Here is a 25633-nt window from a genome sequence, read left to right on the forward strand (position 1 = left end):
GACGGCCGTCGCATACCGGATCAGCTGGCGCGACGCTTGAGCTTGCGGCGCTCGCGCTCCGAGAGGCCGCCCCAGATCCCGAAGCGCTCGTCGTTGTTGAGCGCGTACTCGAGGCATTCGCCGCGGACATCGCACGATGTGCAGATCCGCTTGGCGTCGCGGGTGGACCCGCCCTTCTCGGGGAAGAAGGCCTCGGGATCGGTCTGCGAGCAGAGCGCATCGCTCTGCCATGCCAGAGCATTGTCGTCGTCGGTCTCGATCTTCCGAACCCCGGGGACACCGAGGTTGATCGGATCGACGAACCAGTTCTCCGGTACGTCTGAACGGTAACCCGTCATCTCGCTCTCCAACCCCTAAATTCCGCCCCCTCGGCGGGCCGTGCTCAACTAATTACACCCGTGTCATTCGCATCGGTCAAGTCGCGGATCGTAAACCCTCAATCCGGTCTTGAAGGTTCTTGACCACCACACGGCGTGTCGCACGCCCGCGCCGAGGGTCACCCTTCTGCGGCAGGATCGCCGGGAGCGGCGACGAATACCTCGCCTCGACCGCTGATCGTCAGGCGCTCCTCCTCGGGCGTCGCGAACGCGACCGTGCCGACCGGGACTTCACGCCGCTCGCCGTCTGCGCCGCTCACCACGACACGACCGACCGTGGCGAGGACCATGGTGGGTCCGTCCACGTCGATCACGACACTCGCATCGTCGAGCTCGATCCGTCTGAGCGAGAAGTCGGCGACGGGCACCGGGTACACGGTGACGGCATCAGCCGCCGCCGGACGCAGCACGGGCACTTCACCCGTCGTCGTATCGAGGATCGAGAGCAGCTCAGGCACATCGATGCGCTTGGGAGTGAGGCCTCCGCGCAGCACGTTGTCGCTGGCCGCCATGATCTCCACCCCGAGCCCCGAGATATAGGCGTGCAGCAGACCGGCCTTCAGGAAGACGCCCTCTCCCCTGCGCAGCACCACGTGGTTCATGAGGAGCGCGACGACCACGCCCGGGTCACCCCGGTAGGTCTCCGCGATCGCAGCCACTCCACGAAGGGTGGCGGCCCACTCGCCCGACGCGGAGCCTGCCGCCGTGTGCACCGCGTCCACGACGTCATCCACCACCGCCTGCGCCTCACCCGACAGCAGCCAGCCGATCGTGTCGCGCAGCACGTCACCCTGGCCGTCGAGACGAGAGACGAGCTCCGCGACCCCCGCGCTCTCTCCCAGCACGTCGAGCAGGCGCAGCGTATCCTCGACGGGCCGCAGCCCGCTCAGCGACTCGAAGCGATCGCTCAAAGCGACGAGCAGCTCCGGCTTGTGATTGTCGTCGCGATAGTTGCGATTCGGGTCCGTGGCAGCGAGCGCCGACTCGCGCGCCCACCCCGCTCTCGCCTGCTCGATGGTGGGGTGCACCTGGATCGACAGCGGCGATGCGGCCGCGAGCAGTTTCAGCAGGTAGGGCAGGGATCCGCCGGTGACGTCGTCGAGCGTCCCGTCGCCCTGCACATCCGCAGGGTCTCCAGGGTGGTCGCCGAACCACACCTCGGCCTCCGGACCCCCCGTGGGGGTGCGGCCCTCCAGGTCGGCGAGAAGCGTAGGCGACCCCCAGGCGTAGTCACGGGGCACGTTCGAGAGGCTGAGAAGCATGTCACCAGGGTATTGGCATGCGAACTCGCCGTGCCACGACGTACTGCATCAGGTTCGTCGCGATGTCCGCGCTGTAGCCTGAACGCGATGGCGCAATATACGAAGCACCCGGTCGCCGCCCCGCCCACCGCTCCAGAGCGCGAGTCGACGGGGCATCTCCTGCTGCGCGGATACATCGGGCTGGTCCTCTTCGCGACCTTTGCTCACTCGGCGGTGTACAACCTCGTCGGCGAGATCGGCGCCTTCGTCACCCTCATCGTCTTCTTGATCTCCACGCTCGCCATCGGCGTTCCGATGGTCGCCCGCCGCCGTCCTGCCGCGTTCGCCTGGCGGCGACTGCCATGGGCGGCCATCGCCTACACCGCCTTGGCTCTGCTCTCGGTCGCGTGGTCGCAGTGGCGAGGGGCGACGATCATCACCTGGTTCCTGCTCGCGACCGTCACAGTGAACGCCCTGTTCATCGTGCACGTGCTGTCGTGGCAGGAGATCGTGCGAGCACTGGCCTCCGCCTTCAAGTGGATCCTCGGACTGTCCCTCGCGCTCGAGTTGTGGGTCGCGCTCGTGGTGCGCGCTCCGATCCTGCCGAACTTCTTCGTCCGGCCCGACGGCGAGACGAATGCGCATTGGTACTGGGTCAGGGGCAACCTGCTCGACGGCGGCCGCATCCAGGGGATCGTGGGCAATTCCAACGTGCTCGCCATCGTCTGCCTGTTCGCGATCCTCACGTTCGGTGTGCTGTTCGCCGCCCGTGCGCGATGGCGCACGACTCTGGCCCTCTGGACTCTGCTGGCCGGGTACTTCTTCCTCCGAGCCGGATCCGCCACAGCGTACGCATGCGCGGCGGCCGCGGTCCTGGTGCTCGTCGTCGCACTGCTGATGCGCCGCACGAAGACGCCGGGCGCGCGGACGAGGCTCTACGTGGTGTCCATCGGCGGCGTCGCGATCGCGGGAGCCGCAGCCTGGCTGCTTCGTGAACCGCTCTTCGCCCTCCTCGGGCGCAGTGCAGACCTCACCGGTCGCTCCGACACGATCTGGGACAAGGTCCTCGCGCGGGCCGCCGAGCACCCGATCTTCGGCAACGGCTTCTCCAGCCCCTGGGTGCCTTTCGACCCCGCCTTCGCCGGGTGGATCGAGGATCACGGCATCACCGTCTTCCACGCGCACAACATGTGGCTCGATGTGCTGATGCAGCTCGGCGTCGTCGGTGTCGTCCTTGTTGCGCTCGCCTATCTCAGCCTGCTCTGGCGTTCGTGGTTCTTCGCGGTCGACAGACCTCGATGGGACCTGAAGTCCGACCGCACCTTCTCGGCGATCACACTGCTTCCGAGTCTCTTCACCGTCGTGCTGCTCGTGCAGGGCCTCACTGAGTCGACGCCCATCATGCTCTGGGGCTGGATGCTGCTGGTGATGCTGACGTTCAAGATCAAGGTGGTGCCCCTGGTCGGCGTGGGCGAACGGGAGCGCGTGATCGAGCGCGGCGAGCGAAGCCGGCGGGTTCCGTGACGACGCGACGTCGTCTGAGCGATCTGCTCGGCTCGGCCGAATTCGCTCGCGCGTACACGGTGGTGGCCCTCACCGCGGTCTTCTCGTCGTTCACGATCGAACACGCGGCCTCCCACGTCACCCTCGCCACGATCATCGCCGTCCTCTGCGTGCTCGGCGCCTGGGTCCTGTGGGTGCGTCGAGAAGAGCTCTCGCTGCTGCGCATCGCTCCGTCATCGCTCCTGGCCTTCCTCGCCTGGGCGCTCGTTAGCATCGTGTGGACGACCGACAAGTCGTCCACCGCTTTCGGGTGGATGGAGCTCTTCGGATTCGCGTTCCTGGCGGTCACGGTCGGCCACATCCGTGACACGCTCCAGACGGTCCGCGCCCTCGGCGATTCGCTGAGGTTCCTCCTGCTCGTGTCGCTCGGCCTGGAGATCCTGTCCGGCGTGCTGCTCGACACCCCCTTCACCTTCCTCGGAATCCAGGGCGACCTGGCCGTCGGCGGCCCGGTGCAGGGAATCTTCGGCAGCAGGAACATGCTCGGATTCGTCACGGTGATCGCACTGATCACATTCGTGGTCGAGTGGCGCTCCCAGTCGCTGACGGCTCGCCTCGCGGTCCCGTCGATCGCTCTCGCGTCGCTGCTGGCGTTCTTCTCGTCCTCCCCCACCGTGCTGGTGCTCGCGGCCGCGGTCGGCGTCGTCGCCGTCGCTCTCGCGATCGTCCGTCATGCGCCTGCGGAGAGACGGACCATCGTGCAATGGGTGCTCGGCGTTCTCGTCGCCCTCGCCCTCGCTGCGGCCTTCGCTCTGCGCCACGTGATCATCGCACTGCTCGACGCGGGGTCTGACTTCTCGATCAGGGCGACCCTGTGGAACACGATCCTCGATTTCGTCGCTCTCAAGCCGGTGGAGGGATGGGGGTGGTTCGGGTCCTGGGCCCGCGGCGAGTTCCCCTTCACCTACATCAACTTCCTGCTCGACGACCACCATCAGAGCGCGCTGAACGCCTACTTCGACGTCCTGCTGCAGCTGGGCACGGCAGGACTCGTGCTCTTCCTCCTGTTCGGAGGCATCGCCACCGTCCGATCGTGGCTCGTCGCGAGCGTACGACGTTCGGTGGTCTACGCCTGGACGCCTCTCATGCTCGTCACTCTCGCTGTGGAGTCGATGTTCGAGAGCTTCACCCTGGTCGGTGCCGGGTGGTTCATGCTGGTCCTGTGCGCTCTGCGGGCCGGCCAGACGAGGTCGTGGCGCGAGAGCATAGATGCTGCGCACACCGGTGCGATCCCGACCCTGCGCCCCGAACGCTGACCACTCGCCGCGCCCTCGGCGGATTCCGAACTGCTCCAGGTAGGGTGGAGCTGCTCGCGGCGCCCTGCGGGCCCCCAGCCACCGGAGATTGCACCTCGTGACTCACGCCCCTTTCGACCCGGCGTCCGCGACGATCGTCATCGTCACGTACAACCGGTCTCACCTCCTGACCGGTCTCCTCGAGAGCATCAGCGCGATGGACCCGAAGCCTGGCCATGTCGTGATCATCGACAATGCCTCGTCCGACGACACCACCGACGTCGTGGAGTCCTTCCGGCCGATGCTCGGCACGGAGGTCGTGTACCGCCGACTCGAGACGAACACCGGCGGCTCGGGAGGCTTCAGCGAGGGCATGCGCACCGCGTACGAACTCGGCTCCGAGTGGATCTGGATGATGGACGACGACGTCGAGGTCGTCACCGACGGCCTGGCCAAGATGGGCAAGTGGGCTCCGCGCTTCAAGAGCATCCAGGGCCGCCGCTACGACTACGACGGCAGTGAGTTCTACTGGCAGTACCGGATCGCCGAGCGAATGGGCATCCCGATCCCGTTCGCTCCGTCCGGCTTCGACGCCTCCGGCTTCAAAGAGATGAACAGCGGATGCTTCGAGGGGATGTTCATCCATCGGTCCATCGTCAGGCAGATCGGTCTGCCCGACCACCGCTTCTTCATCTACTGGGATGACCAGATGTACGGGTGGCTCGCCTCGCGCAAGACCACTGCGGTGATCGTCGACGAGTTCGTCCTGCGACGCACCCGCGAGATCAAGCAATGGGACATGGGCATCCGTCACATGAACGCCTCGAGCAACGCCTACCGCTTCTACATCATGCGCAACCGGGCGTACATCAAGAACTACTACCGCGTGCACGGCAACTACAACCCTGTGCTGTTCGGACTCGGGACGTCGATGACGTTCGCGAAGGAGCTCATCAGGCTGCTGTTCGTCGAGCGCACGGTGCGAGGAACGAGCAACCTGTTCCGGGGACTCAAGGAGGGCGGCAAGCTCGGCCGCGATCGCTCCTGGACGCCCATGCCCGCTCTGGAGGATTGACAGCATGACCGACGAACCGCAGCCGGACCTCCGCTGGGCCCCTCTGGAGCCGAAGCCGCGCAATCGTGGTCGAGTCTGGCTCATCGTCGGACTCGTCGTCGCCGCGCTCGTCATCGTGGGCGTGCTGCTGTTCTTCCTTCTGCCGCGCGGAGAATCTCCGACCCCCGGCGCCAGCGGGTCACCGTCCCCTTCCGCGTCACCGTCGGCGTCCCCGTCGATGTCGCCCTCGGCCTCGCCGACGCCGACCCAGACCGAGGTCCCACAGCCGACGGCGGAGCCTGAGCCGACGCCGATCACGACTCCGCCACCCGCCGCAGACCCCTCGGTCGATGCCTTCCGCGGGCAGGTGCAGGGGTGGCTCGACGACGCTCTGACGGGGCTTCAGATCGCGAGTGAGACCAGCGGTCAGGACGCCACGTCCGTGATCGAGAGCCTCCAGGCCGACGCGCAGCGGCTCGGAGAGACCGCAGCTCCTGCGTCGATCGATTCCGCCTGGGGCACCGCGGTGAACGACTACATCCAGCAGCTCAGCGCGTTGCGCTCGGAGGTCGCCGCGGGCGGACCTGCGTCAGTCGACAATGCACGCTCTGCCGTGAACGAGCTCCGCGGCCTCGTCGGACTCTGACCGCGAGCGAGTCCTGCTCCGAGCGAGCTCAGTCGACGCCGGACTCGAGGCGGCGCAGGCGCTCCTCGTAGTGGGCGGCGAGTTCGAGTCGGATTCGCGCGCGCTCGTGTTCTGCCTGAGCACGGCTGAGCGCGCCGTCGGGATCCAGGTCCCCCGCATCGAGCCGCACACGAAGCCACTCGAAGCGCTGCTCGAGCGCCGCCACCTGGGGGGCGATGCGATCGAACTCGGATCTGATGTACGAGAAGTCCGCTTGGGTGCCGGCGAGGCGCGCCTCGTAATCGCGCTGTGCGTTCTCGAACTGCTCGACGGCGCGGCCGAGCCTGGCGTCCACTCTCGCGTCCACACGGCGTTCGACGACGGCGTCCAGTCTGCGACGGAGTCGGTTCAGCATTCAGTCCTCAATCATTCGGGTGATTGTCGATGGTCTGTGAAGTTCAGCGGTGATAGCCGACGCGGCCGGATTCGATCCAGCCTCGCACGAGCTCCGATTCCAAGTCGATCCGGTGCTCCGCGCCCACAGCCGAGGGATCGCCATAGGCGTGGTTCCAGGATGTCTGATCCGGGGCGTCGACGAATGAGAATCCGGCGGCATCGACCTGAGCTTCAGGGAACAGGCGCGTCGCGATCCACAGCATCACGGTTCCCGTCGTCGCCCACTGGCCGCCGCTGCGCGGATCGGCGCCCATCGCCTCACCGAGGGGCAGCACCACCTCGCGGTTCGGCATCGTCACGATCCCGAGATCAGCAGGCCAGAAAGCGGGAAGCTTCGGATTCTCCCAGAGCAGGCGCCCCGGTTCGATCATGAGATAGAGGCGCTCGGAATACCCGTCGAAGAACCAGGGGGTCGGCCGCACACCGCGGTTGAACACCACAACGTCGGCACGGCGCCCGACCGACGGTGCTCCGTCGACGTCATCCACGCGGAAGCCGTTGACTCGGAACACGACGTCCGCCGTATCGATCATCTCGGCCCTGTGGCCGGACGGCTCGAGCGGCTGATTGCCGACGACGGCGATCCGGCGCACCGGGGCCGTCCTGGCGTACGCGCTGACGAGAGGACGGAGGCGGTCGTAGAACTCCGCCTCACCGGCCATCGCCGTGTCATCACCGACAAGCTCCGTCACACGCCCCATGAGACCTCAGCTTAGGGCACGCCGACAGCGACTCCCGCGGCACGGCGGTGAGTCCTCGACAGGACGCGTCTAGAGTTGTCGGCGTGACTTCTTCGCAGACCATTCAGCTCTCCACGGCGAGCATCGGCCCCGGCTCGCCGGTGTTCACGATCGCTGAGATGTCGGGAAACCACAACGGCGACCTCGATCGCGCGCTCGCGATCGTCGACGCCGTCGCCGCCACGGGTGCCGATGCCCTCAAGATCCAGACGTACACGGCCGACACCCTCACGATCGATTCGGACAAGCCCGCCTTCCAGGTCGCGAGCGACCACGGCCTGTGGGGCGGCCGCAACCTGTACTCCCTGTATCAGGAGGCCCACACGCCGTGGGAGTGGCACGCGCCGATCTTCGAGCGCGCACGGAGCCACGGACTCATCCCGTTCTCCACCCCGTTCGACCCGAGCTCGGTCTCGTTCCTCGAGGAGCTGGGCGTGGAGATGTACAAGACGGCGTCCGCCGAGATCATCGACCTGCCGCTCCTCCGCGAGGTCGCCCGCACCGGCAAGCCGATGATCGTGTCCACCGGCATGGCGACGCTGTCGGAGATCGACGCGGCCGTCACCGCGATCCGCGGCGCCGGCGGCACGGAGCTGGTGCTCCTGGCCTGCACCGCCGCCTACCCCGCGGTTCCCGAGGAGGCGCGGTTGGGCAACATCGAGGCGCTGCGGAACGCATTCGATGTCCCGGTGGGGCTCTCGGACCACACGCTCGGCATCGGAGTCGCAGTCGCGTCTGCAGCCCTCGGTGCGGTCGTGATCGAGAAGCACGTCACGCTCGACCGCACGGATGGCGGCGTCGACGCGGACTTCTCTCTCACGCCCGACGAGTTCCACGCCCTCGTCATCGCCTCCGAGCAGGCGCGTGTCGCGTCGGCGAGCGGCGTATCGTTCGGACCGACAGCCCAGGAAGAGGCGGTTCTCGCCCTCCGCCGGTCTCTGTTCGTCGTCGCCGACGTGCGTGCCGGCGACAGCGTGGGTCCTGAGAACGTGCGCTCGATCCGCCCGGCCGGAGGACTCCGCCCCGATGACTTCGCCCTCGTGAGCGGACGCACGTTCACGAGAGACGTCGAACGCGGCACGCCGCTGACCTGGGACGTGCTCTAGGTCACGCCGCTACGACAGTCGCCATCGCGCCACGGTGAGGAAGCCGTCCTCATCCGCAGGCAGATGCGGAAGATAGCCGGCGCGCTCGAACAGCCGACGAGACGCCGCGTTGTCGCGGTGCACGACAGCGACCAGCCGGATCGGGGGCAGCTCAGCGAGCGCGCTCTCCGCCGCCTGGACCGCCGATGCAGCGACACCGCGACCACGCATCTCGGGGGCGACCGTGATCGAGATCTCCCATGTGTCTGCCGACCTCCTGTCCCAGCGGCATGTGGCGACCGGCATCCCGTCTGACTCGATCATAAGCAGCAGACGATCGGGATCCTCGAGGCTTCTCGCGAGCCACTCATCATGCGATCCTCGGTCGATCTCGCCGCGCGAGCGGGAGTTCAGGCGGACTGTGGGGTCGTTGCGCCACTCGAAGAGCTTCTGGCCATCGTCGATCATCGCCGGACGAGCGCTCAGCGCAGTCCGAGGTCCGACCTGAGGAGGCGTGCTCAGCAGCTGCTCCCAGGAGGTCACGATGCGCCAGCTGCCGAGGCCGTCAACGATGCGTTTCAGGGCGGCAGCCGTCTCGGCGAGCGATTCCGGCGATTCGAGAAGATCGGCGAGCAGGCCGATACGCTCCTCAAGGCTCTGATGGGGCGGCTCTCCCAGCCCGATGGCGAGCCCACGCTCGACGACCTGGCGGTAGCCGACGCGCTGATTGTCCGCCACGCATACCAGTGCCATCGGAAGGCCCATGCACGCGAAGTCCCAGACGGAAGTTCCCGCCGCGGTCACGGCCAGATCGTGGTCTCGGGCGATCGCGGGGAGGTCGTCGACGAAACCCAGGACCTCGACGGCGTGGCGCGAAGATTCGGCCGCTGAGACGACTTCCTCGCGGCGTCGGGGGTCGATCACGGTGATCTGCACCTCGGAGGGCAGGCGATCGAAGGCGGCGACGACACGAGCGGTCACTCCGTGGGGATCCGTGCCGCCCATCACGACGAGCACCCGAGGCACGGCCGAGGGTGTCGTCCGCACATCGCGCTGCGCCAGCACCTGCGCGCGCACGACCGCGGCGTCGATGCCCGCCAGATGGCTCAGGCTGCGCTCCGGGTCCACGAAAGTGCGCTCGGATGCCAGGTTGGCATCGATCGCGAGATCGGCGTCGCGCACGCCGAACGGACCGTCCTGCATGTTGCTGATCAGCGGTCCGACGGACGAGAGATCCGGGATCTCCCGGTAGCTGTCCAGATGGATCACGTCGACGCCACGCGCGAGATCGGCGAAGTCGCCGATGCTCACCTCGGCCCCCTGCGTCGTGACGAGCGGCAGGTCTGGATCCATCCGGCGCAGGGTGTCCGCACCTGCCTCGTCGACATCGCCGAACACCGTCGCCGACCACCCGCGGTCGCGCGCGATGCGAGCCACCGTGAGCGTGCGCATGAGGTGTCCCATGCCCGACTCGACACCGGCGTTGCAGTGCAGGAGGACCCGTCGCCCGCTCATCGCTCGTCCCTCTCCTCCGGGGCGCGCCTGCGCCCACCCGATAGGATAGGCCGGGCATGGAACAACCCGAGCATCCATGCGATCACGACAACGCTGAGGAGACAGAGTGTCGGTTCTCGAGGGCGCGAGCATCCTCATCACAGGCGGCACCGGGTCGTTCGGCAAGGCGTTCATACGGCACGCCCTGGCCCACCTCAACCCCCGGCGTCTGGTCATCTTCTCGCGTGACGAGCTCAAGCAGTACGAGGTGCGACAGCAGTTCGGCGACGACCCCCGGCTGCGATGGTTCATCGGCGACATCCGCGACGAACGACGTCTCGCTCGTGCGCTGCACGGCGTCGACTACGTGGTGCATGCCGCGGCGCTCAAGCAGGTGGACACGGCCGAGTACAACCCGTTCGAGTTCGTGAAGACGAACATCCTGGGCAGCCAGAACGTGATCGAGGCATCGATCGATGCCGGAGTGAAGCGCGTCGTGGCGCTCTCGACCGACAAGGCCTCGAGCCCGATCAACCTGTACGGCGCGACGAAGCTCACCGCCGACAAGCTCTTCATCACGGGCAACCACTACGCCGCCGCCTACGACACGCGATTCGCGGTGGTGCGCTACGGCAACGTCATGGGATCACGCGGCTCGGTCATCCCGTTCTTCTCCCGTCTGGGCGCCGAGGGCAAGCCGCTGCCGATCACCGATCTGCGGTGCACCCGGTTCTTCATCACACTCCCCCAGGCCGTCGAGATGGTGGTCGACACGTTCGAGCTCATGCAGGGCGGCGAGCTGCTCGTCCCCCGCATCCCCTCGATGAAAGTCACGGACCTCGCCCACGCCGTCGTGCCGGGAGCCGAGCTCGTCGACGTGGGTCTGCGCCCGGGCGAGAAGCTGCACGAGGAGATGATCAGCCCGGAGGAGGGCCGCCGCGCGGTGACGGTCAGCGACGGCAAGTACTTCATCATCCAGCCCGACCTCGCCTCGTGGGGCTATCAGATGCCCGCCGGCGCCGTGCCTGTGCCCGAGGGCTTCGCCTATCGCTCGGACAGCAACGACCGCTGGTACTCGCAGGCCGAGATCGCGGAGATCATCGAGGCGGGGATCTGACCGTGCTGCCGTACGGACGTCAGTCGATCTCGGAGGACGACATCCAGGCCGTCGTCGACGTGCTCCGCGGCGACTGGCTCACGACGGGTCCGGCGGTCGCCGCCTTCGAGGCGCGACTCGGCGAGGTCGCCGGAGGGCACCGGGCGATCACCGCGACCTCGGGCACGGCAGCGCTCCACATGGCGTACGGCGCCGCAGGGGTCACCCGCGGTGACACCGTGATCTCGACGCCCATGACCTTCATCGCCACGACGGCGATGGCGTCGGTCCTCGGTGCGAACATCGTCTTCGCCGATGTCGAGGAAGACACGGCTCTGATCGACCCGGATGCGGTCGACGCGCTCGTCGATGAGCGCACCAAGGTGATCGCCGCCGTCGACTACGCCGGCCATCCTGCGGATTACGACCGGCTCTCCGCTGCGGCCGCACGGGTCGACGCGCTCGTCCTCGATGACGCCGCGCATTCGATCGGCAGCACGTACAAGGGCCGACCGGTCGGTGATCTCGCGGATCTGACGACCTTCTCGTTCTTCCCCACCAAGAACCTCACGACCGGCGAGGGCGGCGCCCTCGTCGCCAAGGATCCGCTGATCGCACAGCGCGCGCACGAGTTCCATTTCATCGGGCTCGTGCGCGACGCGGACCGCTTCGCGGTGACGACCGAAGGCGCCTGGCATCAGGAGGTGCACGAGTTCGGCTTCAACTACCGCCTCGACGACATCGCCTGCGCACTCGGCCTCTCCCAGCTCGCACGGCTCGACACGTTCAGACGGCGACGCGCCGAGATCACTCGTCGCTACGACGCGGCCCTCGCTGGCATCGACGGGGTTCGCACGCCGATCCAGCGCCACGACGTCGAACTGATCCGGCATCTCTACCCGGTGCGCATCCTCGATCAGCGCCGTCGAGAGGTCTTCGACCGGATGCGTGCAGACGGCATCGGTGTGCAGGTCAACTACATGCCCGTGTACTGGCACCCCGTCTATGCGGATGCCGGCTACCGCCGCGGCATGTGCCCCAATGCCGAAGCGTTCTACGCCGAGGAGCTCTCGCTCCCCATCCACCCGGAACTGACCGACGACCAGGTCGACCAGGTCGTCGAGTCGCTGGTCAGGGCTCTGCATTGACACGCATCGGGATCATCACCCAGGCGCGGATGACCAGCAGTCGCCTTCCGGGAAAGGTGCTGATCCCGGCTGGCGGCCGCTCGATGCTCGATCACCACATCGACAGGCTCAGCAGCGCCGATCTGCCCGTCGTCCTCGCCACGACGACGAACGCCGCTGACGACCCTCTCGCGGATCTGGGGCATCGGCGAGGGATCGAGGTCTTCCGCGGCAGCGAGGGTGACGTCCTGAGCAGGTTCGCGGGGGCGGCCTCTTCCGCAGGGCTCGATGTCGTCGTCAGAGTGACGTCGGACTGCCCTCTGATCGATGCCGCGTTGATCTCCGATGGCGTCCGCCGGTTCGTCGAGCTGGATGATCCTCACGCCCACGTCTCCAACGTCCTCGAACGGACGTACCCGCGCGGGTTCGACTTCGAGGTCTTCGCTGCGTCCGCCCTCGCCGAGGCCGACAGGAACGCCACCGAGCCGGCCGAGCGCGAACACGTCACCCCGTACCTCTACACAGGACGATCGCCGCGTTCGAGCATCCACTCGATCACCCAGCAGGTCGATGCCTCGCACTATCGGGTGACCCTGGACACTCCGGAGGACCTCACCGTCATCCGGGCGCTCATCGAGGACCACGGCGCTGCCGGGCTGGACGTCTCCGAGATCGTGGCCGTCCTCGACTCTCATCCGGAGCTCGCCGCGATCAACTCCCACGTCGAGCAGAAGAAACTCGGCGAATGACCGTGAGGACGGCCGCCCGCCCGCGTCAGCCGCGGTTGTAGTCGGCGTTGTACCTGTCGAGGACGTCTGCGATCGGACCGTCGAGAACGAGCCCGCCCTTGTCGAGGTAGAGACCGCGGGTGCAGAAGCGGCGGAGGTCGCGCTCACTGTGGCTGACGAAGAAGAGCGTTCGCCCCTCGGCGAGGAGCTCGTCGATCCGCTTGTAGCACTTGTCGCGGAAGGCCTTGTCTCCGACCGCGAGCACCTCGTCGACGAGCAGGATCGGCTCGTCGAGCTGCGACACCACCGAGAAAGCCAGTCGGACCTTCATACCGTTCGACAGGTGCTTGTACGGGGTGTCCTCGAAGCCCGCCAGCTCTGCGAAGGCGATCATGCCGTCGTAGCGCTCTGCGACCGCGTCCCGAGGCATTCCGTGCAGTCCGGCCATCAATGCGACGTTCTCGCGTACGGTCAGGTCGCCGACGAACCCGCCGGTGATCTCGATCAGCGGAGCGACTCCGCCCTTCACCTTCACCGACCCCTCATCGGGGAGCAGCACCTTCGCGACGAGACGGAGCAGAGTGGACTTGCCCTGGCCGTTTCGCCCGACGACGCCGATCGACTCCCCCTGCTGCACCGTGAACGAGACGTCGCGCAACGCCCAGAACTCTCCGGAGCGCGACCGCCGCGCCGCAGGGGCGAACAGATCTTTGAAGTTCTGGCGCCCACGGCGGTTGCGGCGGAAGCGGACGCCCAGCCCGCTGGCCTCGATCGCGACGGTCATCCCAACTCCTTCAGCACGGTGCGCTCGAGGGACCGGAACGTCCATACGCCGAGCGCCAGAATGACGAGGGTCATCCCCACGCTGACGAGCAGCGTGAAGAGGTTCCACTGGTCGGGGAAGAACGGCATCCGATAGAGCATGAAGATCCCGGCGAGTGGATTGAACGCACCGAGAGTCTGAAAGATGCCAGGAAGATCCGTGACGTTGTAGATGATCGGAGTCGCGTAGAACATGGCGCGCAGGATCAGCGCGGTCGTGCGCTCCAGATCGACGAACAGGACGCAGAGCGGAGCGATGAGGAGCCCCAGGCCCACGAGCAGAACGGTCTGCAGGAACACCGCGACGGGAACCCAGAGGATTCCCCAGCCGACCTGGACCGTGTGCGCCGGGTCCTGTTCCACCAGCAGGTTGATGATCACGAATGCCGCGAGCACCGGGAGCGAGAACAGGAACTCGACGCCCTTGCTCAACACGATGCGGTTCACCCAGATCGAGCGAGGGATCGCAGTCGAGCGCACCAGCTTCGCATCCTTCTTGAATGCGCGAGTGAAATCCGTGACCGACGTGTTGAACCACACCCAGGGCAGCAGGGCGCTGATGAGGAACACGATGTACGGATCCTCACCGACATCACGGTTGAAGATCTGCGTGAAGACGAACCAGTAGATCACGCTCATCACGAGCGGATCGAGCACCGACCACAGGTAGCCGAGCAGGCTCGTCGAGTACCGCACCTTCAGGTCCCTGGCTGACAGCAGCCACAGGGAATGGAGATAGCGCCGGGGCGTTCCGGGGGCCCCGGCAGCAGTGTGACTCACAGTGCCGAGTCTACGAGAGCGAGTTGTTCCACAGCGACAGCGCCGAGCCGATGGCCATGTGCATGTCGAGGTACTGATAGGTGCCGAGGCGTCCGCCGAAGTGCACGTCCCGCTCCCCCTTCGCGAGCTCACGGTATGCGAGCAGGCCGTCGCGGTCCGTCGGGGTGTTCACCGGGTAGTACGGCTCGTCCTCGCGGTTCGCGAAACGAGAGAACTCGCGCATGATGACGGTCTTGTCGGATTCGTAGACGTCCTTGCGCTCCGGGTGGAAGTGCTTGAACTCGTGGATGCGCGTGTAGGGCACGTCCATGTCCGGGTAGTTCATCACGCTGGTGCCCTGGAAGTCGCCGATGTTCAGCACCTCCTGCTCGAAGTCGAGCGTGCGCCAGCTGAGGGCGCCCGCCGTGTAGTCGAAGTAGCGGTCCACGGGACCCGTGTAGATGATGGGCAGCTGCCCGACCGTCGCCTTCTTGTTCAGCGGCTGACTCTCGTCGAAGTAGTCGACGTTCAGCTTCACCTCGATGTTGGGGTGATCGGCCATCCGCTCGATCCACGCGGTGTAGCCGTCTGTCGGCAGGCCCTCCCACGTGTCGTTGAAGTAGCGGTTGTCGTAGGTGTAGCGCACGGGGAGCCGGCTGATGATGTCGCCCGAGAGCTTCTGCGGGTCGGTCTGCCACTGCTTGGCGGTGTAGTCCCTGAAGAACGCCTCGAACAGCGGCCGCCCGACGAGGGCGATGCCCTTCTCTTCGAAGTTGGCGGCCGTCTTGACGTCGAACTCCCCCGCCTGCTCGCGCACGAGGGCCCGCGCCTGGTCGGGCGTGTAGGCCGACTGGAAGAACTGGTTGATGGTGCCGAGGTTCACCGGCATCGGGAAGACCGTTCCCTTGTGCGTCGTGTAGACCCGATGCACGTAGTTCGTGAAGCTCGTGAACCGGTTCACGTACTCCCACACCGTGGCGTTCGAGGTGTGGAAGAGGTGGGCGCCGTAGCGATGGACCTCGATGCCCGTCTCAGGCTCCGCCTCACTGTAGGCGTTCCCGCCGATGTGGTGGCGACGGTCGATGACCGTGACCTTGCGGCCGGCGTTGGCGGCACGTTCTGCGATGGTGAGGCCGAAGAAGCCCGACCCGACGACAAGAAGATCCATGTTGCTGCTTTCTGCCCACGAGGCTCAGATCCGCACGGCATCGCGCGGCACACAGCAGACAACTCTACCGGCAGCGGACTCGACGCAACCTGTCAGCGCGCCTCGGCACCGAGGGGCCCTCCGACCTCCAGCATCTCCTGCAGCATCGGAGCGAGAGTGCGCCCGTATGAGTCGGAGATGTGATTGTCGTCGATGTACACGGCGATGTTGCCGATGGATCCCCGACACACGCCGTCCGGGCAGAGCCAGGGGCGGAAGTCCACAGCGGTGACCCCGTCGACCGCCGCGAGATCGTCGAGATCCTCCCCGAGGGCGAACCCGGGCTCGGGAACGTCGCACGATGCTGCATCAGCGTCGGGAGCGATCTCCGACTCCTCCAGGGCGCACTCGTACATGTCGAAGTCGAAGCGGGGATTGTCTCGTACGGCGATCACCTGGATGCCGTTCGCGGTGAGCTCGTCTGCGATCTCGCGGATCCCCTCCACGAGCACCTCGCGAGCGGCAGGAGTCGCCCGAGTCACGACGAGGTACACGGCATCGGGCTGCACCCTCGTCGCGTACTCGATCGCAGCGGCACGCCACTCCTCGCACGGCGGGCCGGCGGCCGACCACGTCGGCGCTCCGATGCCGATCGCGCATCCTCCCTTCAACAGGGCGACGATGCCCCACCCCTGCTGATCGGCGAGAACCGTGAGTGGCGACATGAGCTGTTGCGCGTGCGAGTCCCCCATCACGAGCACCCGCCATGCATCCGAGTCAGCTGCATTCGCGGTCTGAGCACAGCTGCCCTGCAGCACCGGCTCCACGGGCTCGAGTTCGCCCGCGCAGCTTCCTTTCAGATCCACCCATTCCTCATCGAGCGCGGTGGCCAGCGGGATCAGCGGCAGATCGGCGCCCGAGAGGTCGATCGGTGTGTCGATCTGCGCCGCCCCCGGGTATCCGCCGCTGGCGCTGGCACGCAGCGCCGCCTCACGCTGCTCGATCGTGAGCTGCCATGCGCCGAGAGGTGCGGAGACGACGAGGACGGACGCGGCGAGAACGAGCGCACCGAGCCGATGCGACCGATCGAGGACGGCGGAGTCTCTGATCGGTCGCTCGACCAGCATCGACACGAGTCTCGCCAGCACGAATGACAGGAGGACGATTCCGATGCCGGCGAGCCATCCCGGCTCGGTACGACCGCTCAGCATCATCCACGTCACGAGCACGGGCCAGTGCACGAGATAGAGCGCGTACGCGTCGCGTGAGACGTAGCGCAACGGCGCCGACTCGAGAATCATCGCGGGGCCGCCTCGCGGGCGGTCACGCCCGGCGATGATGACGAGCGCTGTGCAGATCACCGGCCACAGAGCGAGATATCCGGGGAATCCGCCCTGCACGTCGAGCACGATTCCGCACATCACGATGCCGACGATGCCGATCCATCCGAGGATCGCCCCGATCGTCGGACGGACACGGACGTGGGGAAGGGCGAGTGCGACGAGCGAGCCGGCCGCGAACTCCCACAGGCGCGTACGCGTGTCGAAGTAGGCGAACGACTGGGCCCGCATCGTCTCGACGACCGAGAACCCGAATGAGGCGATGAAGATGGCGCCGAACACCAACGCCAAGGCGGGGACGATCATGCGCCGTCGTCTGCGGAGCACCACCCACACCGCCGCGATGATCAGCGGCCAGAGGATGAAGACCTGCCCTTGGACCGAGAGCGACCAGAAGTGCTGGAACGGACTGGGCGTGACGGACTCGCGCGCGTAGTAGTCGACCTCCGACAGCGCCAGCGTCCAGTTCTCGACGTAGAAGAGGCTCGACCATGCCTCACGCCAGACGCGCGGCCACTCGGTCTGCGGATACGCCGCGAGCGCGACGCCGAGCACACCGACGATCGTCACGGCGGCCGCGGGCAGCAGCCGTCGGAAGCGGCGCAGCCAGAACGACCCGAGTGCGAGCGGGCGCTGGGTCTCTACCCGCCGCACGAACGACGCGGTGAGGAAGAACGCCGACACCATCAGGAAGACGTCGACTCCGCCCGAGACGCGACCCAGCCACACGTGGTACGCCACGACGAGCAGGATCGCGAGCGCACGGAGACCGTCGATGTCCGCGCGGTGCGTCGCGGGTCGCACGGAGCCAGCCTCGGGAGGCCGAAGCCATATCGGTCGCGTCGGGTTCATGAAGAGTGGGCGTATCGGCGGTGGGTGTCGCCGCAGTCGTCTCGGGTCGACGGTCTGCCGCTTTCAGCCTATCTGCTCTGCGTCAGCAGTGCCTCGGCAGCCGCTTCGATGTCGGGTCCGAGCAGTCTGGCGTACTCGAGGTTGAGGTGATCCGCGTCGTAGTACACGGGGATGCCGCCCACCACGGCGTAGCAGGAGGTCGCGTCGCAGAAGCGATCCGTCAGATCCAGCACGCTGATCGACTCCGAGCCGGCCGACGCTCCGGCGACGACCATCGGGTCGGCGGGGTGCGCCTCGGTGCGAGGACGTGCGCAGGACTGCGGATCGTCGGCGTTGTGGAGCACGCAGTCGGGGCTCCTGACCTCTGCGTTGAAAGGAGGGTCCGCGAGCGCGAGCACCTTGATACCCGCATCATTCCAGCGTTTCCAGTGGTCCAACAGCCCTTGCGACATCTGGTCGATCTGCGGCCTGTCGGTCCCGTCATCCACGAGCTGAAGCCGAGCCGCCATCGCGGTGATGACGAGGTCGGGGTCGTCTTCGGTGACGGTTTCGGCGAGGTCCCTCGACCACTCGCGACACCTCTCGACGTCAGCGGCACCCCACGCGCTGCGGAATCCGATGAACTCGACGTCCGCCACGGGACACCCTCCGTAGTAGCTCGTATCGACGATCCAGCCGTTCTTCTCGGCGATGTCGAACACGGCTCCCTGCCACTGCTGCGCGTGAGAGTCACCGATCAACCAGACCCGAGTCGGATCCTCTGCTCCGCGCGAGAAGTCGCACTCGTGCGTGGTCTTCAGATCTCCATAGGTGAGGATCGACAGGAACTCGCCGCACTCCCCCGGGGTGTAGAAGTACTCGTTCTTCTTCGTCATCACCGAATAGTCCGCGGCCCCGAAAGGGTCTGCGCAGTCTGCGCCAGGTGCGAGCGCCGAGGGCCCCTCGCAGGTCGATGCGACGAGGTCGTCCGGTGGGCCGTCGGCAGCGACACGTGCACTGTAGGTCGCGAGAACGCCTGCCACGAGAGCCGCGATGACGATCATCCCAGTGATCATGAGACCGAACGCCCGGCGCGAGGAGCCACGCCAGTACCCCCATGACTGGCCGGCATCCTCGACGAACCTCTTCGTCAGCGCCGCCAGCACCAGCGCGATCGCCAACACCATGAGTTTCGACAGGGTGGTCGCCTCGCCGCCGATGACGAACGGCGCGACGACGATGAGCGGCCAATGCCACAGATACAGAGAGTACGAGACGCCGCCGAGCCACTGCACGGGACGCAGGGCCGTCACCTTCGCATGCCAGAGCGATGCGAATCTCTCGCCGGCGAGGATCACCGCCGCGGTGCCGAGCACGGGCACCAGCGCGGTGTATCCGGGAAAAGCGGTCGTGTGATCGTAGACGAGCGCGGCGAAGACGATGAGGGCGAACCCGAGCAGGCTGACGATGTCGGCGGCGGTGCGCCCGAGGGGTACCCGACTTCCGAAGAGCGCGATCGCGCCGCCGACCGCGAATTCCCATCCGCGCGTGAAGGTCGCGAAGTACGCCTGAGGCGGCGCGACGGTCGTGTAGATGACACTCGCGGCGAAGGAGAGCACGCCCACCACCGCCACGACCGCGACGAGCGCGGTGGTCGTCCTCGCCCTCGCTCCGCGCCGCGTCGTCGGGCCTCCGGTGCGCCGAGCCACGGCGAGCGCCGCCAAGAGCAGCAGAGGCCAGACGATGTAGAACTGCTCCTCGACCGACAGCGACCAATAGTGCTGGACGACGCTCGCAGCGTCGTTGAGCGCCGAGTAGTTGACCGACATCGATGCCAGGAACCAGTTCTCGACGTACCCCGCACTCGCCGCGACCTCCCAGGCACCCCGCTCCCACCGAGGGTAGGGAAGCAGCACGACCATGAGCACGAGCGACACTGCGAGTACGAGAAGCGCGGCCGGAAGCAGTCGCCTGATCCGTCGCGCGTAGAACGCCCCGAGTTGCACTCCCCCGGTCCGCCGCATCTCCCCCACGAGGTGTCCTGTGATGAGGAAGCCGGAGATCACGAAGAAGACGTCGACACCGACGTAGCCGCCAGGGAGGCGAACCGGCCAGAGGTGGTTGAGCACGACCAAGCCGATGGCCACGGCGCGAAGCGCCTGGATGTCGGTTCGGAAGACCCGCGCCTTCGGAGCCGCGATGAGAGTATCCGCGGTCCGCAACGACGCGCTCACGGCGAGAGATACTCCCGAAGAAGATCGTCTCCCGCGCGCGGACGGAAGCCGATGCCGTGCACTCGCGTCAGATCGAGCACGCTGTTCAGCGGGCGCGGGGCGACAGGCGACGTCGCGGAGGCGAAGTACTGTTCCGTCGAGACACCCGTGACCCGTGCCGGATCATGGCCGGCGAGCTCGAACACACGGCGGGCGACGTCGGCCCAGGTGACGACCTCGCCCTCGGAAGTCAGGTTGTAGACGCCGAACGACGGACGGGTCTCTACCAGCGTGCGGATGAGGCGGGCGATCTCGGTCGCGAACGTGAGGCGCCCGCGCTGGTCGTCGACGACCTTCGGGTCCACGCCCTTCTCTGCCAGTGAGGCCATGGTGCGGACGAAGTTGTTTCCGCTCCCGATCACCCAGGAGGTGCGGACGATGTAGTGACGAGGGGCCGTCGAGACCGCGAGATCACCGGCGGCCTTGGTCTGGCCGTAGACGCCGAGAGGACACACGAGGTCGTCCTCGGTGTACGGCCGATCGGCGGATCCATCGAACACGTAGTCGCTCGACACATGCACGAGCGTGATTCCGTGCTCTGCGGCGATGCGAGCCAGAGCGGCCGGCCCTGCGGCGTTGACCGCCCAGGCGTCGCGCCTGCCGTCCGGCGTCTCCGCACGATCGACGGCCGTGTATGCGGCCGCGTTGATGATCGTGTCGTAGTCGCGCCAGCGGCGCGCCTCGGCCAGCGTCGTCGACCCGAGATCGAAATCGTCGCGCGTCGTCCATTCGACGCTCTGCACGCCGTCGAACTCGGCCCGCAGCGCTGTTCCCAGCTGTCCTGCCGAGCCGATCACGAGAGTCTTCCGCGGAGCGACCGGTTCCACATCTGCGAGGCGCGGGTGCGCGAGATCCTTCGCAGACACCTCGGCATCCGCAAGCGGGATGGGCCACTCGATCGCGGCGGTCTCGTCTGCGAGGTTCAGGAAGGAATAGGACGCGTCGGGTGACCAGTGGTCGTTCACGAGATACGTGTAGGCCGTATCGGGCTCGAGGGTCTGATACGAGTTGCCGACACCTCGTGGCACGAAGATGGCCTTGGAGGGATCGAGCTCGGCGGTGAAGACCACGCCGAACGTCGGGCCTTCGCGCAGGTCGACCCATGCGCCGAAGATACGGCCGGTCGCGATCGACACCCACTTGTCCCACGGCTCGGCGTGGATACCGCGAGTCGTCCCGACGGCGTCGTTGAAGGAGACGTTGTTCTGGACCGGGCCGAAATCGGCGAGGCCGAGCGCGGTCATCTTCTCGCGCTGCCAGTTCTCCTTGAACCACCCACGCGAATCGCCGTGGACCGGCAGATCGAAGATCTCCAGTCCCGGAATCGTCGTCTCGGTGCGATTCAGGGACTTGCCGAAGTCGATCTCGCTCATCGGGTCACTGTCCCTTGGAGGCGTAGAACGCCTCGGTCTGATCCTTGGAAGGCGCCCACCATGACTCGTTGTCGCGGTACCACGCGATGGTCGCCGCCAGTCCGGACTCGAAGTCGGCGAACTCCGGCTTCCATCCCAGCTCCGTGCGCAGCTTCGTGGAGTCGATCGCGTACCGAAGATCGTGACCGGCCCGGTCCGTGACGTGGTCGTACGCGTCTCGCGGCTGGCCCATCTCCTCGAGGATCAGCTCGACGACGTCCTTGTTGTTGCGCTCGCCGTCAGCGCCGATCAGATACGTCTCGCCGATCTGACCCTTCTCGAGGATCGTCAGCACCGCGGACGAGTGGTCGTTCGCGTGGATCCAGTCCCTGACGTTCTCGCCTGCCCCGTAGAGCTTGGGACGGATGCCGCGGATCACGTTGGTGATCTGACGCGGGATGAACTTCTCGACGTGCTGGTAGGGACCGTAGTTGTTCGAGCAGTTGGAGATCGTCGCCTGCACGCCGAACGAGCGGACCCAGGCGCGCACGAGCAGATCGCTGCCGGCCTTGGTCGAAGAGTACGGCGACGACGGGTTGTACGGAGTCTGCTCGGTGAACCGTTCAGGGTCGTCGAGCTCGAGGTCACCGTAGACCTCGTCGGTCGAGATGTGGTGGAACCGCGTCTCGTGCTTGCGCGCGGCTTCGAGCAGCGTGTACGTGCCGATGATGTTGGTGTCCAGGAAGGGACGGGGGCTGTGCAGGGAGTTGTCGTTGTGCGACTCCGCCGCATAGTGCACCACGGCGTCCGCCTCAGCGGTGAGCCGGTCGACCAGCTCGGCGTCGGTGATGTCGCCGTGCACGAACCGCACACGATCGTCGGGAAGTCCCGCGAGTGAGGCCCGGTTGCCGGCGTAGGTCAGCGCGTCGAGGACGGTGACCGTGTGGTCGGTGTGCTCGACCGCGTAGTGGACGAAGTTCGAGCCGATGAAACCGGCGCCTCCGGTGACGAGGATGTTCGACATCAACGACCTCTTTCCAGGGTCTCGAGCAGGTAGGTTCCGTAGCCGGACTTCACGAGCTTGGTGGCCCGCTCACGCAGGTCGTCGTCGGTGAGGAAGTCCTGACGCCAGGCCACCTCTTCCGGGACTCCGATGCGCAGACCGGTGCGGCGTTCCATCGTGCGCACGTAGTCGCCGGCATCCGACATCTGGTCGAACGTCCCGGTGTCGAGCCACGCCGTTCCGCGAGGAAGCACCTCGACCTGCAGGTCACCGCGCTCGAGGTAGGCGCGGTTGATGTCGGTGATCTCGTACTCGCCGCGAGCACTCGGCTCGAGGTTGCGTGCGATCTCGACCACGTCGTTGTCGTAGAAGTAGAGTCCGGGCACGGCGTAGTTGCTCTTGGGGTGCTCCGGCTTCTCCTCGAGCGAGACGGCGCGACCGTCGGCATCGAACTCGACGACGCCGTAGGCGTTGGGCTCTGCCACCCAGTAGGCGAAGACGGCACCGCCCTCGACGTCCGTGTAGCGCTTGAGCTGGGTGCCGAGCCCCGGACCGTACAGCAGGTTGTCGCCGAGCACGAGGGCGACCTTGTCGTCGCCGATGAAGTCCGCGCCGATGACGAAGGCCTGGGCGAGGCCATCCGGCGACGGCTGCTGCGCGAACGTGAGGTTCACCCCGAACTGCGAACCGTCGCCGAGCAGACGCTCGAACTGCTCCGCGTCATGAGGCGTGGTGATGATCAGGATGTCCCGGATCCCCGCCAGCATCAGCGTCGACAGCGGGTAGTAGACCATCGGCTTGTCGTACACGGGAATCAGCTGCTTGGAGATGCCGATCGTAATCGGGTGCAGTCGAGTTCCTGAGCCGCCAGCGAGAATTATGCCTTTCACCCCCATATCGTGCCACATCCCAGCTGGGACTCAGAAAGAGGCGATTTACTTGCGTCACACCGTTCACACTGGCATCATCTGTGCATTTCCGTCACAATGAGCAGGTGACCGGCTCAAAATCCCCCCACCTGCTCGGCCTCCTCGCCAGTGCAGCGGCTGTCGTCCTCGCCGCATCCCTGCTCGTGGCGACGCCGGCCAGTGCCGTCTCGCCCTCTTCATCCGGCGGCGTGTCGACCGCCGCGTCAGCGACGACAGCGTCGGTGGCGGCGACCGGTTCAGCCGACGCATCCATACGCGACACCGCGAACCTGGCGCAGTTCAAGTCGGGGAACATCATCTCCGATGCCGTGTTCTTCCAGAGCGACACGATGTCTGCGGGCCAGATCGACTCGTTCTTCCGCGGAAAAGTCGCATCGTGCCGCAGCGGATACGTCTGCCTCAAGGACTACCGCCAGAACACGCCGAACCGTCCGGCAGACAGCTACTGCCGCGGCTACACCGGGGCGGCGAACGAGTCGGCGGCCACGATCATCGCGCGGGTCGCGCAGTCCTGCGGCATCAACCCGCGGGTGCTCATCGTGATGCTCGAGAAGGAGCAGAGCCTCGTCACGCACACGTGGCCGAGTAGCTGGCGCTTCGACATGGCCCTCGGTCAGGGCTGCCCTGACACGGCGCCGTGCGATCCGGCCTATGCAGGCTTCTTCTACCAGATCTACGGTGCGGCCAGGCAGATGCAGATCTATGCCGAGGGACGCTGGTTCACGTACTACGCGCCGGGAAAGACCTGGAACATCCTCTATCACCCGAACAGGGCCTGCGGCTCGGCGCCGGTCCGCGTCGAGAACAAGGCGACCGCCGCGCTCTACTACTACACCCCGTATCAGCCGAATCGAGCGGCACTCAATGCCGGCTACGGCAGTGGGGACGGGTGCTCCAGCTACGGCAATCGCAACTTCTACCAGTTCTTCACCGATTGGTTCGGCAGCACGCAGACGGCGGGCGGCGCTGCCGCCACCCTCGCGCAGGTCCCCGGTCGCGCGGAGATCTATCTGGTGCAGTCAGGCATGCGCCACCATGTCGTCGCGGGCGAGGACTACGCCGCGCTTCGATCGAGGCTCGGTGGAGCCGTGTCTGTGGCCGCGACGGACCTCGACCCCATGCCCGAGGGCAAGCCGGTCACGCGTTACGTGCACGATCCTCGAACAGGCACCCTGTACCTTCTGGAACCGGACGGCACCCGGCATCGATTCGTCGACGCGGCCCAGATCGCCCTGTTCGGATACTCGTTCAGCTCGTACGTGAACCTCACCGGCGCCACGGCGGACCGTTTCTCCGAGGGCGCTGCCGTCGGGTCGTTCTTCCGCTCGGGAGCGGATCCGGAGGTGTACCTCTACCAGGCTGGTCTGCGCAGGCACGTCGCCAACCAGCAGACCTGGGTCGATGTCTCCCGAGGAACATCCGGATATGTCGCCTCGATGAAGCCCTCGGCGGCTGCGGCGATCGGCATCGGACTCCTCGTGATCAAGGCGAACAGCCTGGTGCGTGCCGCGGACTCGAATGACATCTACCTCACCCTCCTCGGCGATCGCCTGATCCACATACCCAGCACCGCGCTCGCGGGTGAGTTCGGCGCCACGGGTCTCACCGTCGTGCCGCGGAGTTCGGTCGCAGCCAACTCGAAGGTCGGGTCGACGCTGACCCCGGTCGTCGTGTGCGGCAACAGCACACTGATCGCCGCGGGCGGCAAGGTCTATCCGGTGTCGGGCACGCAGTTCGGCAACATCAAGCCGACGAAGCTGGGCAGCGGTGAATGTGGCGCGATGCCCCGCGCCAAGACGACGGTCTCCGTCCCCCTTTTCGTCCAGCCGCAGGGGGCTCCTGAGATCTACGTCATCTCGGGAGGCACGCTGCGGCATGTGCAGTCCCCCGCCGATCTGCTGGCCCTCAACGGCTCCAGACCGTTGCAGGTGCTGCCCTGGTCGCGGGGCACCGTCCAGTGGTTCGGCATCGGACCTGCGTTCCTCCCCTCGAACTCGTTCGTGCGCTTCACCGGACGCGCAGAGATCTACCGATACGAGAACGGGTTGCTGCGTCACGTCCGCAGCATCAAGACCCTCCTCCAGCTGAACGGAGGCACGCCGCCGCGCGAGTATGTGCTCCCGGGCGACCAGCTCTCGCGCTTCAAGGTCGGGTCCCCTCTGCTCACCAGCGGAGCCGACTTCGTGCAGTTCACCGGCGCGCCCGAGATCTACTTCTACGACAACGGCAAGCTCAGGCACGTGACGTCGATTGCGATCCTCCTCAGACTCGGCGGCGGACGCGCACCCGAGGTGCTCCAGATCGCGCCCGGATTCAAAGCGGACTACGCGGTGGGCACACCGATCACGTGACAGGT

22 protein-coding genes are annotated in these 25633 nt (G+C 66.5%); 9 read left to right on the forward strand and 13 right to left on the reverse strand.

The window, feature by feature from the left end:
- Positions 1 to 20: 20 nt before the first annotated feature.
- Positions 21 to 338 (reverse strand): WhiB family transcriptional regulator, encoded by a 318-nt coding sequence (locus AC04ME_RS16430; RefSeq protein ID WP_079112584.1) that lies wholly within the window; start codon positions 336 to 338, stop codon positions 21 to 23.
- A gap of 158 nt (positions 339 to 496) precedes the next feature.
- Positions 497 to 1639: a mannose-6-phosphate isomerase, class I gene (manA, locus tag AC04ME_RS16435; RefSeq protein WP_475436052.1), complete on the reverse strand. Its 1143-nt coding sequence runs from the start codon at positions 1637 to 1639 to the stop codon at positions 497 to 499.
- Between the two features lie 87 nt (positions 1640 to 1726).
- Here manA and AC04ME_RS16440 point away from each other — a divergent pair, with 87 nt between their 5' ends.
- From AC04ME_RS16440 to AC04ME_RS16455, 4 genes are all read left to right on the forward strand, one after another.
- Positions 1727 to 3142: an O-antigen ligase family protein gene (locus tag AC04ME_RS16440; protein ID WP_311879396.1), complete on the forward strand. Its 1416-nt coding sequence runs from the start codon at positions 1727 to 1729 to the stop codon at positions 3140 to 3142.
- The gene (locus tag AC04ME_RS16445; protein WP_475436053.1) at positions 3139 to 4437 is read left to right on the forward strand and encodes an O-antigen ligase family protein; all 1299 of its coding nucleotides are present in this window, start codon (positions 3139 to 3141) and stop codon (positions 4435 to 4437) included. Before AC04ME_RS16440 ends, AC04ME_RS16445 begins: the two co-directional genes overlap by 4 nt.
- A 97-nt stretch (positions 4438 to 4534) precedes the next feature.
- On the forward strand, positions 4535 to 5491 hold the full coding sequence (locus tag AC04ME_RS16450) for a glycosyltransferase family 2 protein (RefSeq protein WP_475436055.1): 957 nt from the start codon (positions 4535 to 4537) through the stop codon (positions 5489 to 5491).
- Positions 5492 to 5495: 4 nt separating this feature from the next.
- Positions 5496 to 6116, forward strand: coding sequence for a hypothetical protein (locus tag AC04ME_RS16455; protein ID WP_475436057.1), 621 nt, complete (start codon positions 5496 to 5498; stop codon positions 6114 to 6116).
- Between the two features lie 28 nt (positions 6117 to 6144).
- Here the strand turns inward: AC04ME_RS16455 and AC04ME_RS16460 are convergent, their stop codons facing one another.
- Positions 6145 to 6510 (reverse strand): hypothetical protein, encoded by a 366-nt coding sequence (locus AC04ME_RS16460; protein ID WP_042541943.1) that lies wholly within the window; start codon positions 6508 to 6510, stop codon positions 6145 to 6147.
- Positions 6511 to 6553: 43 nt separating this feature from the next.
- On the reverse strand, positions 6554 to 7252 hold the full coding sequence (locus AC04ME_RS16465; RefSeq protein ID WP_475436060.1) for a glycosyltransferase family 29 protein: 699 nt from the start codon (positions 7250 to 7252) through the stop codon (positions 6554 to 6556).
- Between the two features lie 83 nt (positions 7253 to 7335).
- On the opposite strand from AC04ME_RS16465, the gene pseI reads away from it, so the two are divergent.
- A complete protein-coding gene (gene pseI, locus AC04ME_RS16470) occupies positions 7336 to 8397 on the forward strand; it encodes a pseudaminic acid synthase (protein WP_231567646.1) in 1062 nt (353 codons plus the stop codon).
- 9 nt (positions 8398 to 8406) lie between these two features.
- On the opposite strand, the gene AC04ME_RS16475 is transcribed toward pseI, so the two are convergent.
- A complete protein-coding gene (locus AC04ME_RS16475) occupies positions 8407 to 9891 on the reverse strand; it encodes a GNAT family N-acetyltransferase (RefSeq protein ID WP_475436062.1) in 1485 nt (494 codons plus the stop codon).
- A gap of 106 nt (positions 9892 to 9997) precedes the next feature.
- On the opposite strand from AC04ME_RS16475, the gene pseB reads away from it, so the two are divergent.
- Genes pseB through AC04ME_RS16490 form a run of 3 tightly spaced genes read left to right on the forward strand, consistent with a single transcriptional unit; the run spans position 9998 to position 12842 of the window.
- Complete coding sequence (gene pseB, locus AC04ME_RS16480; protein WP_042541945.1) at positions 9998 to 10987, forward strand: UDP-N-acetylglucosamine 4,6-dehydratase (inverting); 990 nt, start codon at positions 9998 to 10000, stop codon at positions 10985 to 10987.
- Positions 10988 to 10989: 2 nt separating this feature from the next.
- On the forward strand, positions 10990 to 12114 hold the full coding sequence (locus AC04ME_RS16485; RefSeq protein WP_042541946.1) for a DegT/DnrJ/EryC1/StrS family aminotransferase: 1125 nt from the start codon (positions 10990 to 10992) through the stop codon (positions 12112 to 12114).
- Positions 12000 to 12842 carry a cytidylyltransferase domain-containing protein gene (locus AC04ME_RS16490; RefSeq protein WP_228385678.1) on the forward strand — a complete coding sequence of 281 codons (843 nt, stop codon included), beginning with the start codon at positions 12000 to 12002 and terminating at the stop codon, positions 12840 to 12842. Before AC04ME_RS16485 ends, AC04ME_RS16490 begins: the two co-directional genes overlap by 115 nt.
- 25 nt (positions 12843 to 12867) lie before the next feature.
- Here AC04ME_RS16490 and AC04ME_RS16495 read toward each other — a convergent pair whose 3' ends face one another.
- From AC04ME_RS16495 to rfbA, 8 genes are all read right to left on the reverse strand, one after another.
- Positions 12868 to 13605 (reverse strand): ABC transporter ATP-binding protein, encoded by a 738-nt coding sequence (locus AC04ME_RS16495; RefSeq protein ID WP_042541947.1) that lies wholly within the window; start codon positions 13603 to 13605, stop codon positions 12868 to 12870.
- Positions 13602 to 14423, reverse strand: a complete 822-nt coding sequence (locus AC04ME_RS16500) for an ABC transporter permease (RefSeq protein WP_042541948.1) — start codon at positions 14421 to 14423, stop codon at positions 13602 to 13604. Before AC04ME_RS16500 ends, AC04ME_RS16495 begins: the two co-directional genes overlap by 4 nt.
- 10 nt (positions 14424 to 14433) lie before the next feature.
- On the reverse strand, positions 14434 to 15570 hold the full coding sequence (glf, locus tag AC04ME_RS16505) for a UDP-galactopyranose mutase (protein ID WP_042541949.1): 1137 nt from the start codon (positions 15568 to 15570) through the stop codon (positions 14434 to 14436).
- A gap of 92 nt (positions 15571 to 15662) precedes the next feature.
- Positions 15663 to 17693 carry an acyltransferase family protein gene (locus AC04ME_RS16510; RefSeq protein WP_475436065.1) on the reverse strand — a complete coding sequence of 677 codons (2031 nt, stop codon included), beginning with the start codon at positions 17691 to 17693 and terminating at the stop codon, positions 15663 to 15665.
- Positions 17694 to 17809: 116 nt separating this feature from the next.
- Positions 17810 to 19954 (reverse strand): acyltransferase family protein, encoded by a 2145-nt coding sequence (locus AC04ME_RS16515; protein WP_475436066.1) that lies wholly within the window; start codon positions 19952 to 19954, stop codon positions 17810 to 17812.
- Complete coding sequence (locus AC04ME_RS16520) at positions 19951 to 21366, reverse strand: sugar nucleotide-binding protein (protein WP_475436068.1); 1416 nt, start codon at positions 21364 to 21366, stop codon at positions 19951 to 19953. Before AC04ME_RS16520 ends, AC04ME_RS16515 begins: the two co-directional genes overlap by 4 nt.
- Before the next feature lie 4 nt (positions 21367 to 21370).
- Positions 21371 to 22369: a dTDP-glucose 4,6-dehydratase gene (gene rfbB / locus AC04ME_RS16525; protein ID WP_042541952.1), complete on the reverse strand. Its 999-nt coding sequence runs from the start codon at positions 22367 to 22369 to the stop codon at positions 21371 to 21373.
- Positions 22369 to 23238 carry a glucose-1-phosphate thymidylyltransferase RfbA gene (gene rfbA / locus AC04ME_RS16530; RefSeq protein ID WP_475436070.1) on the reverse strand — a complete coding sequence of 290 codons (870 nt, stop codon included), beginning with the start codon at positions 23236 to 23238 and terminating at the stop codon, positions 22369 to 22371. The genes rfbB and rfbA overlap by 1 nt, the downstream gene beginning before the upstream one ends.
- A gap of 104 nt (positions 23239 to 23342) precedes the next feature.
- Here rfbA and AC04ME_RS16535 point away from each other — a divergent pair, with 104 nt between their 5' ends.
- Complete coding sequence (locus AC04ME_RS16535; protein ID WP_475436072.1) at positions 23343 to 25628, forward strand: hypothetical protein; 2286 nt, start codon at positions 23343 to 23345, stop codon at positions 25626 to 25628.
- Positions 25629 to 25633: the final 5 nt, after the last annotated feature.

It is taken from the genome of Microbacterium sp. LjRoot205, from assembly GCF_056175745.1.

Excerpts from the sequence above, each read along its gene's own strand:
- manA (WP_475436052.1), bottom strand. The coding sequence starts at position 1,639 with ATGCTTCTCAGCCTCTCGAACGTGCCCCGTGACTACGCCTGGGGGTCG.
- glf (WP_042541949.1), bottom strand. The coding sequence starts at position 15,570 with ATGGATCTTCTTGTCGTCGGGTCGGGCTTCTTCGGCCTCACCATCGCA.
- AC04ME_RS16495 (WP_042541947.1), bottom strand. The coding sequence starts at position 13,605 with ATGACCGTCGCGATCGAGGCCAGCGGGCTGGGCGTCCGCTTCCGCCGC.
- AC04ME_RS16455 (WP_475436057.1), top strand. The coding sequence starts at position 5,496 with ATGACCGACGAACCGCAGCCGGACCTCCGCTGGGCCCCTCTGGAGCCG.
- AC04ME_RS16430 (WP_079112584.1), bottom strand. The coding sequence starts at position 338 with ATGACGGGTTACCGTTCAGACGTACCGGAGAACTGGTTCGTCGATCCG.
- rfbB (WP_042541952.1), bottom strand. The coding sequence starts at position 22,369 with ATGTCGAACATCCTCGTCACCGGAGGCGCCGGTTTCATCGGCTCGAAC.
- AC04ME_RS16475 (WP_475436062.1), bottom strand. The coding sequence starts at position 9,891 with ATGAGCGGGCGACGGGTCCTCCTGCACTGCAACGCCGGTGTCGAGTCG.
- AC04ME_RS16520 (WP_475436068.1), bottom strand. The coding sequence starts at position 21,366 with ATGAGCGAGATCGACTTCGGCAAGTCCCTGAATCGCACCGAGACGACG.
- AC04ME_RS16460 (WP_042541943.1), bottom strand. The coding sequence starts at position 6,510 with ATGCTGAACCGACTCCGTCGCAGACTGGACGCCGTCGTCGAACGCCGT.
- AC04ME_RS16440 (WP_311879396.1), top strand. The coding sequence starts at position 1,727 with ATGGCGCAATATACGAAGCACCCGGTCGCCGCCCCGCCCACCGCTCCA.
- AC04ME_RS16465 (WP_475436060.1), bottom strand. The coding sequence starts at position 7,252 with ATGGGGCGTGTGACGGAGCTTGTCGGTGATGACACGGCGATGGCCGGT.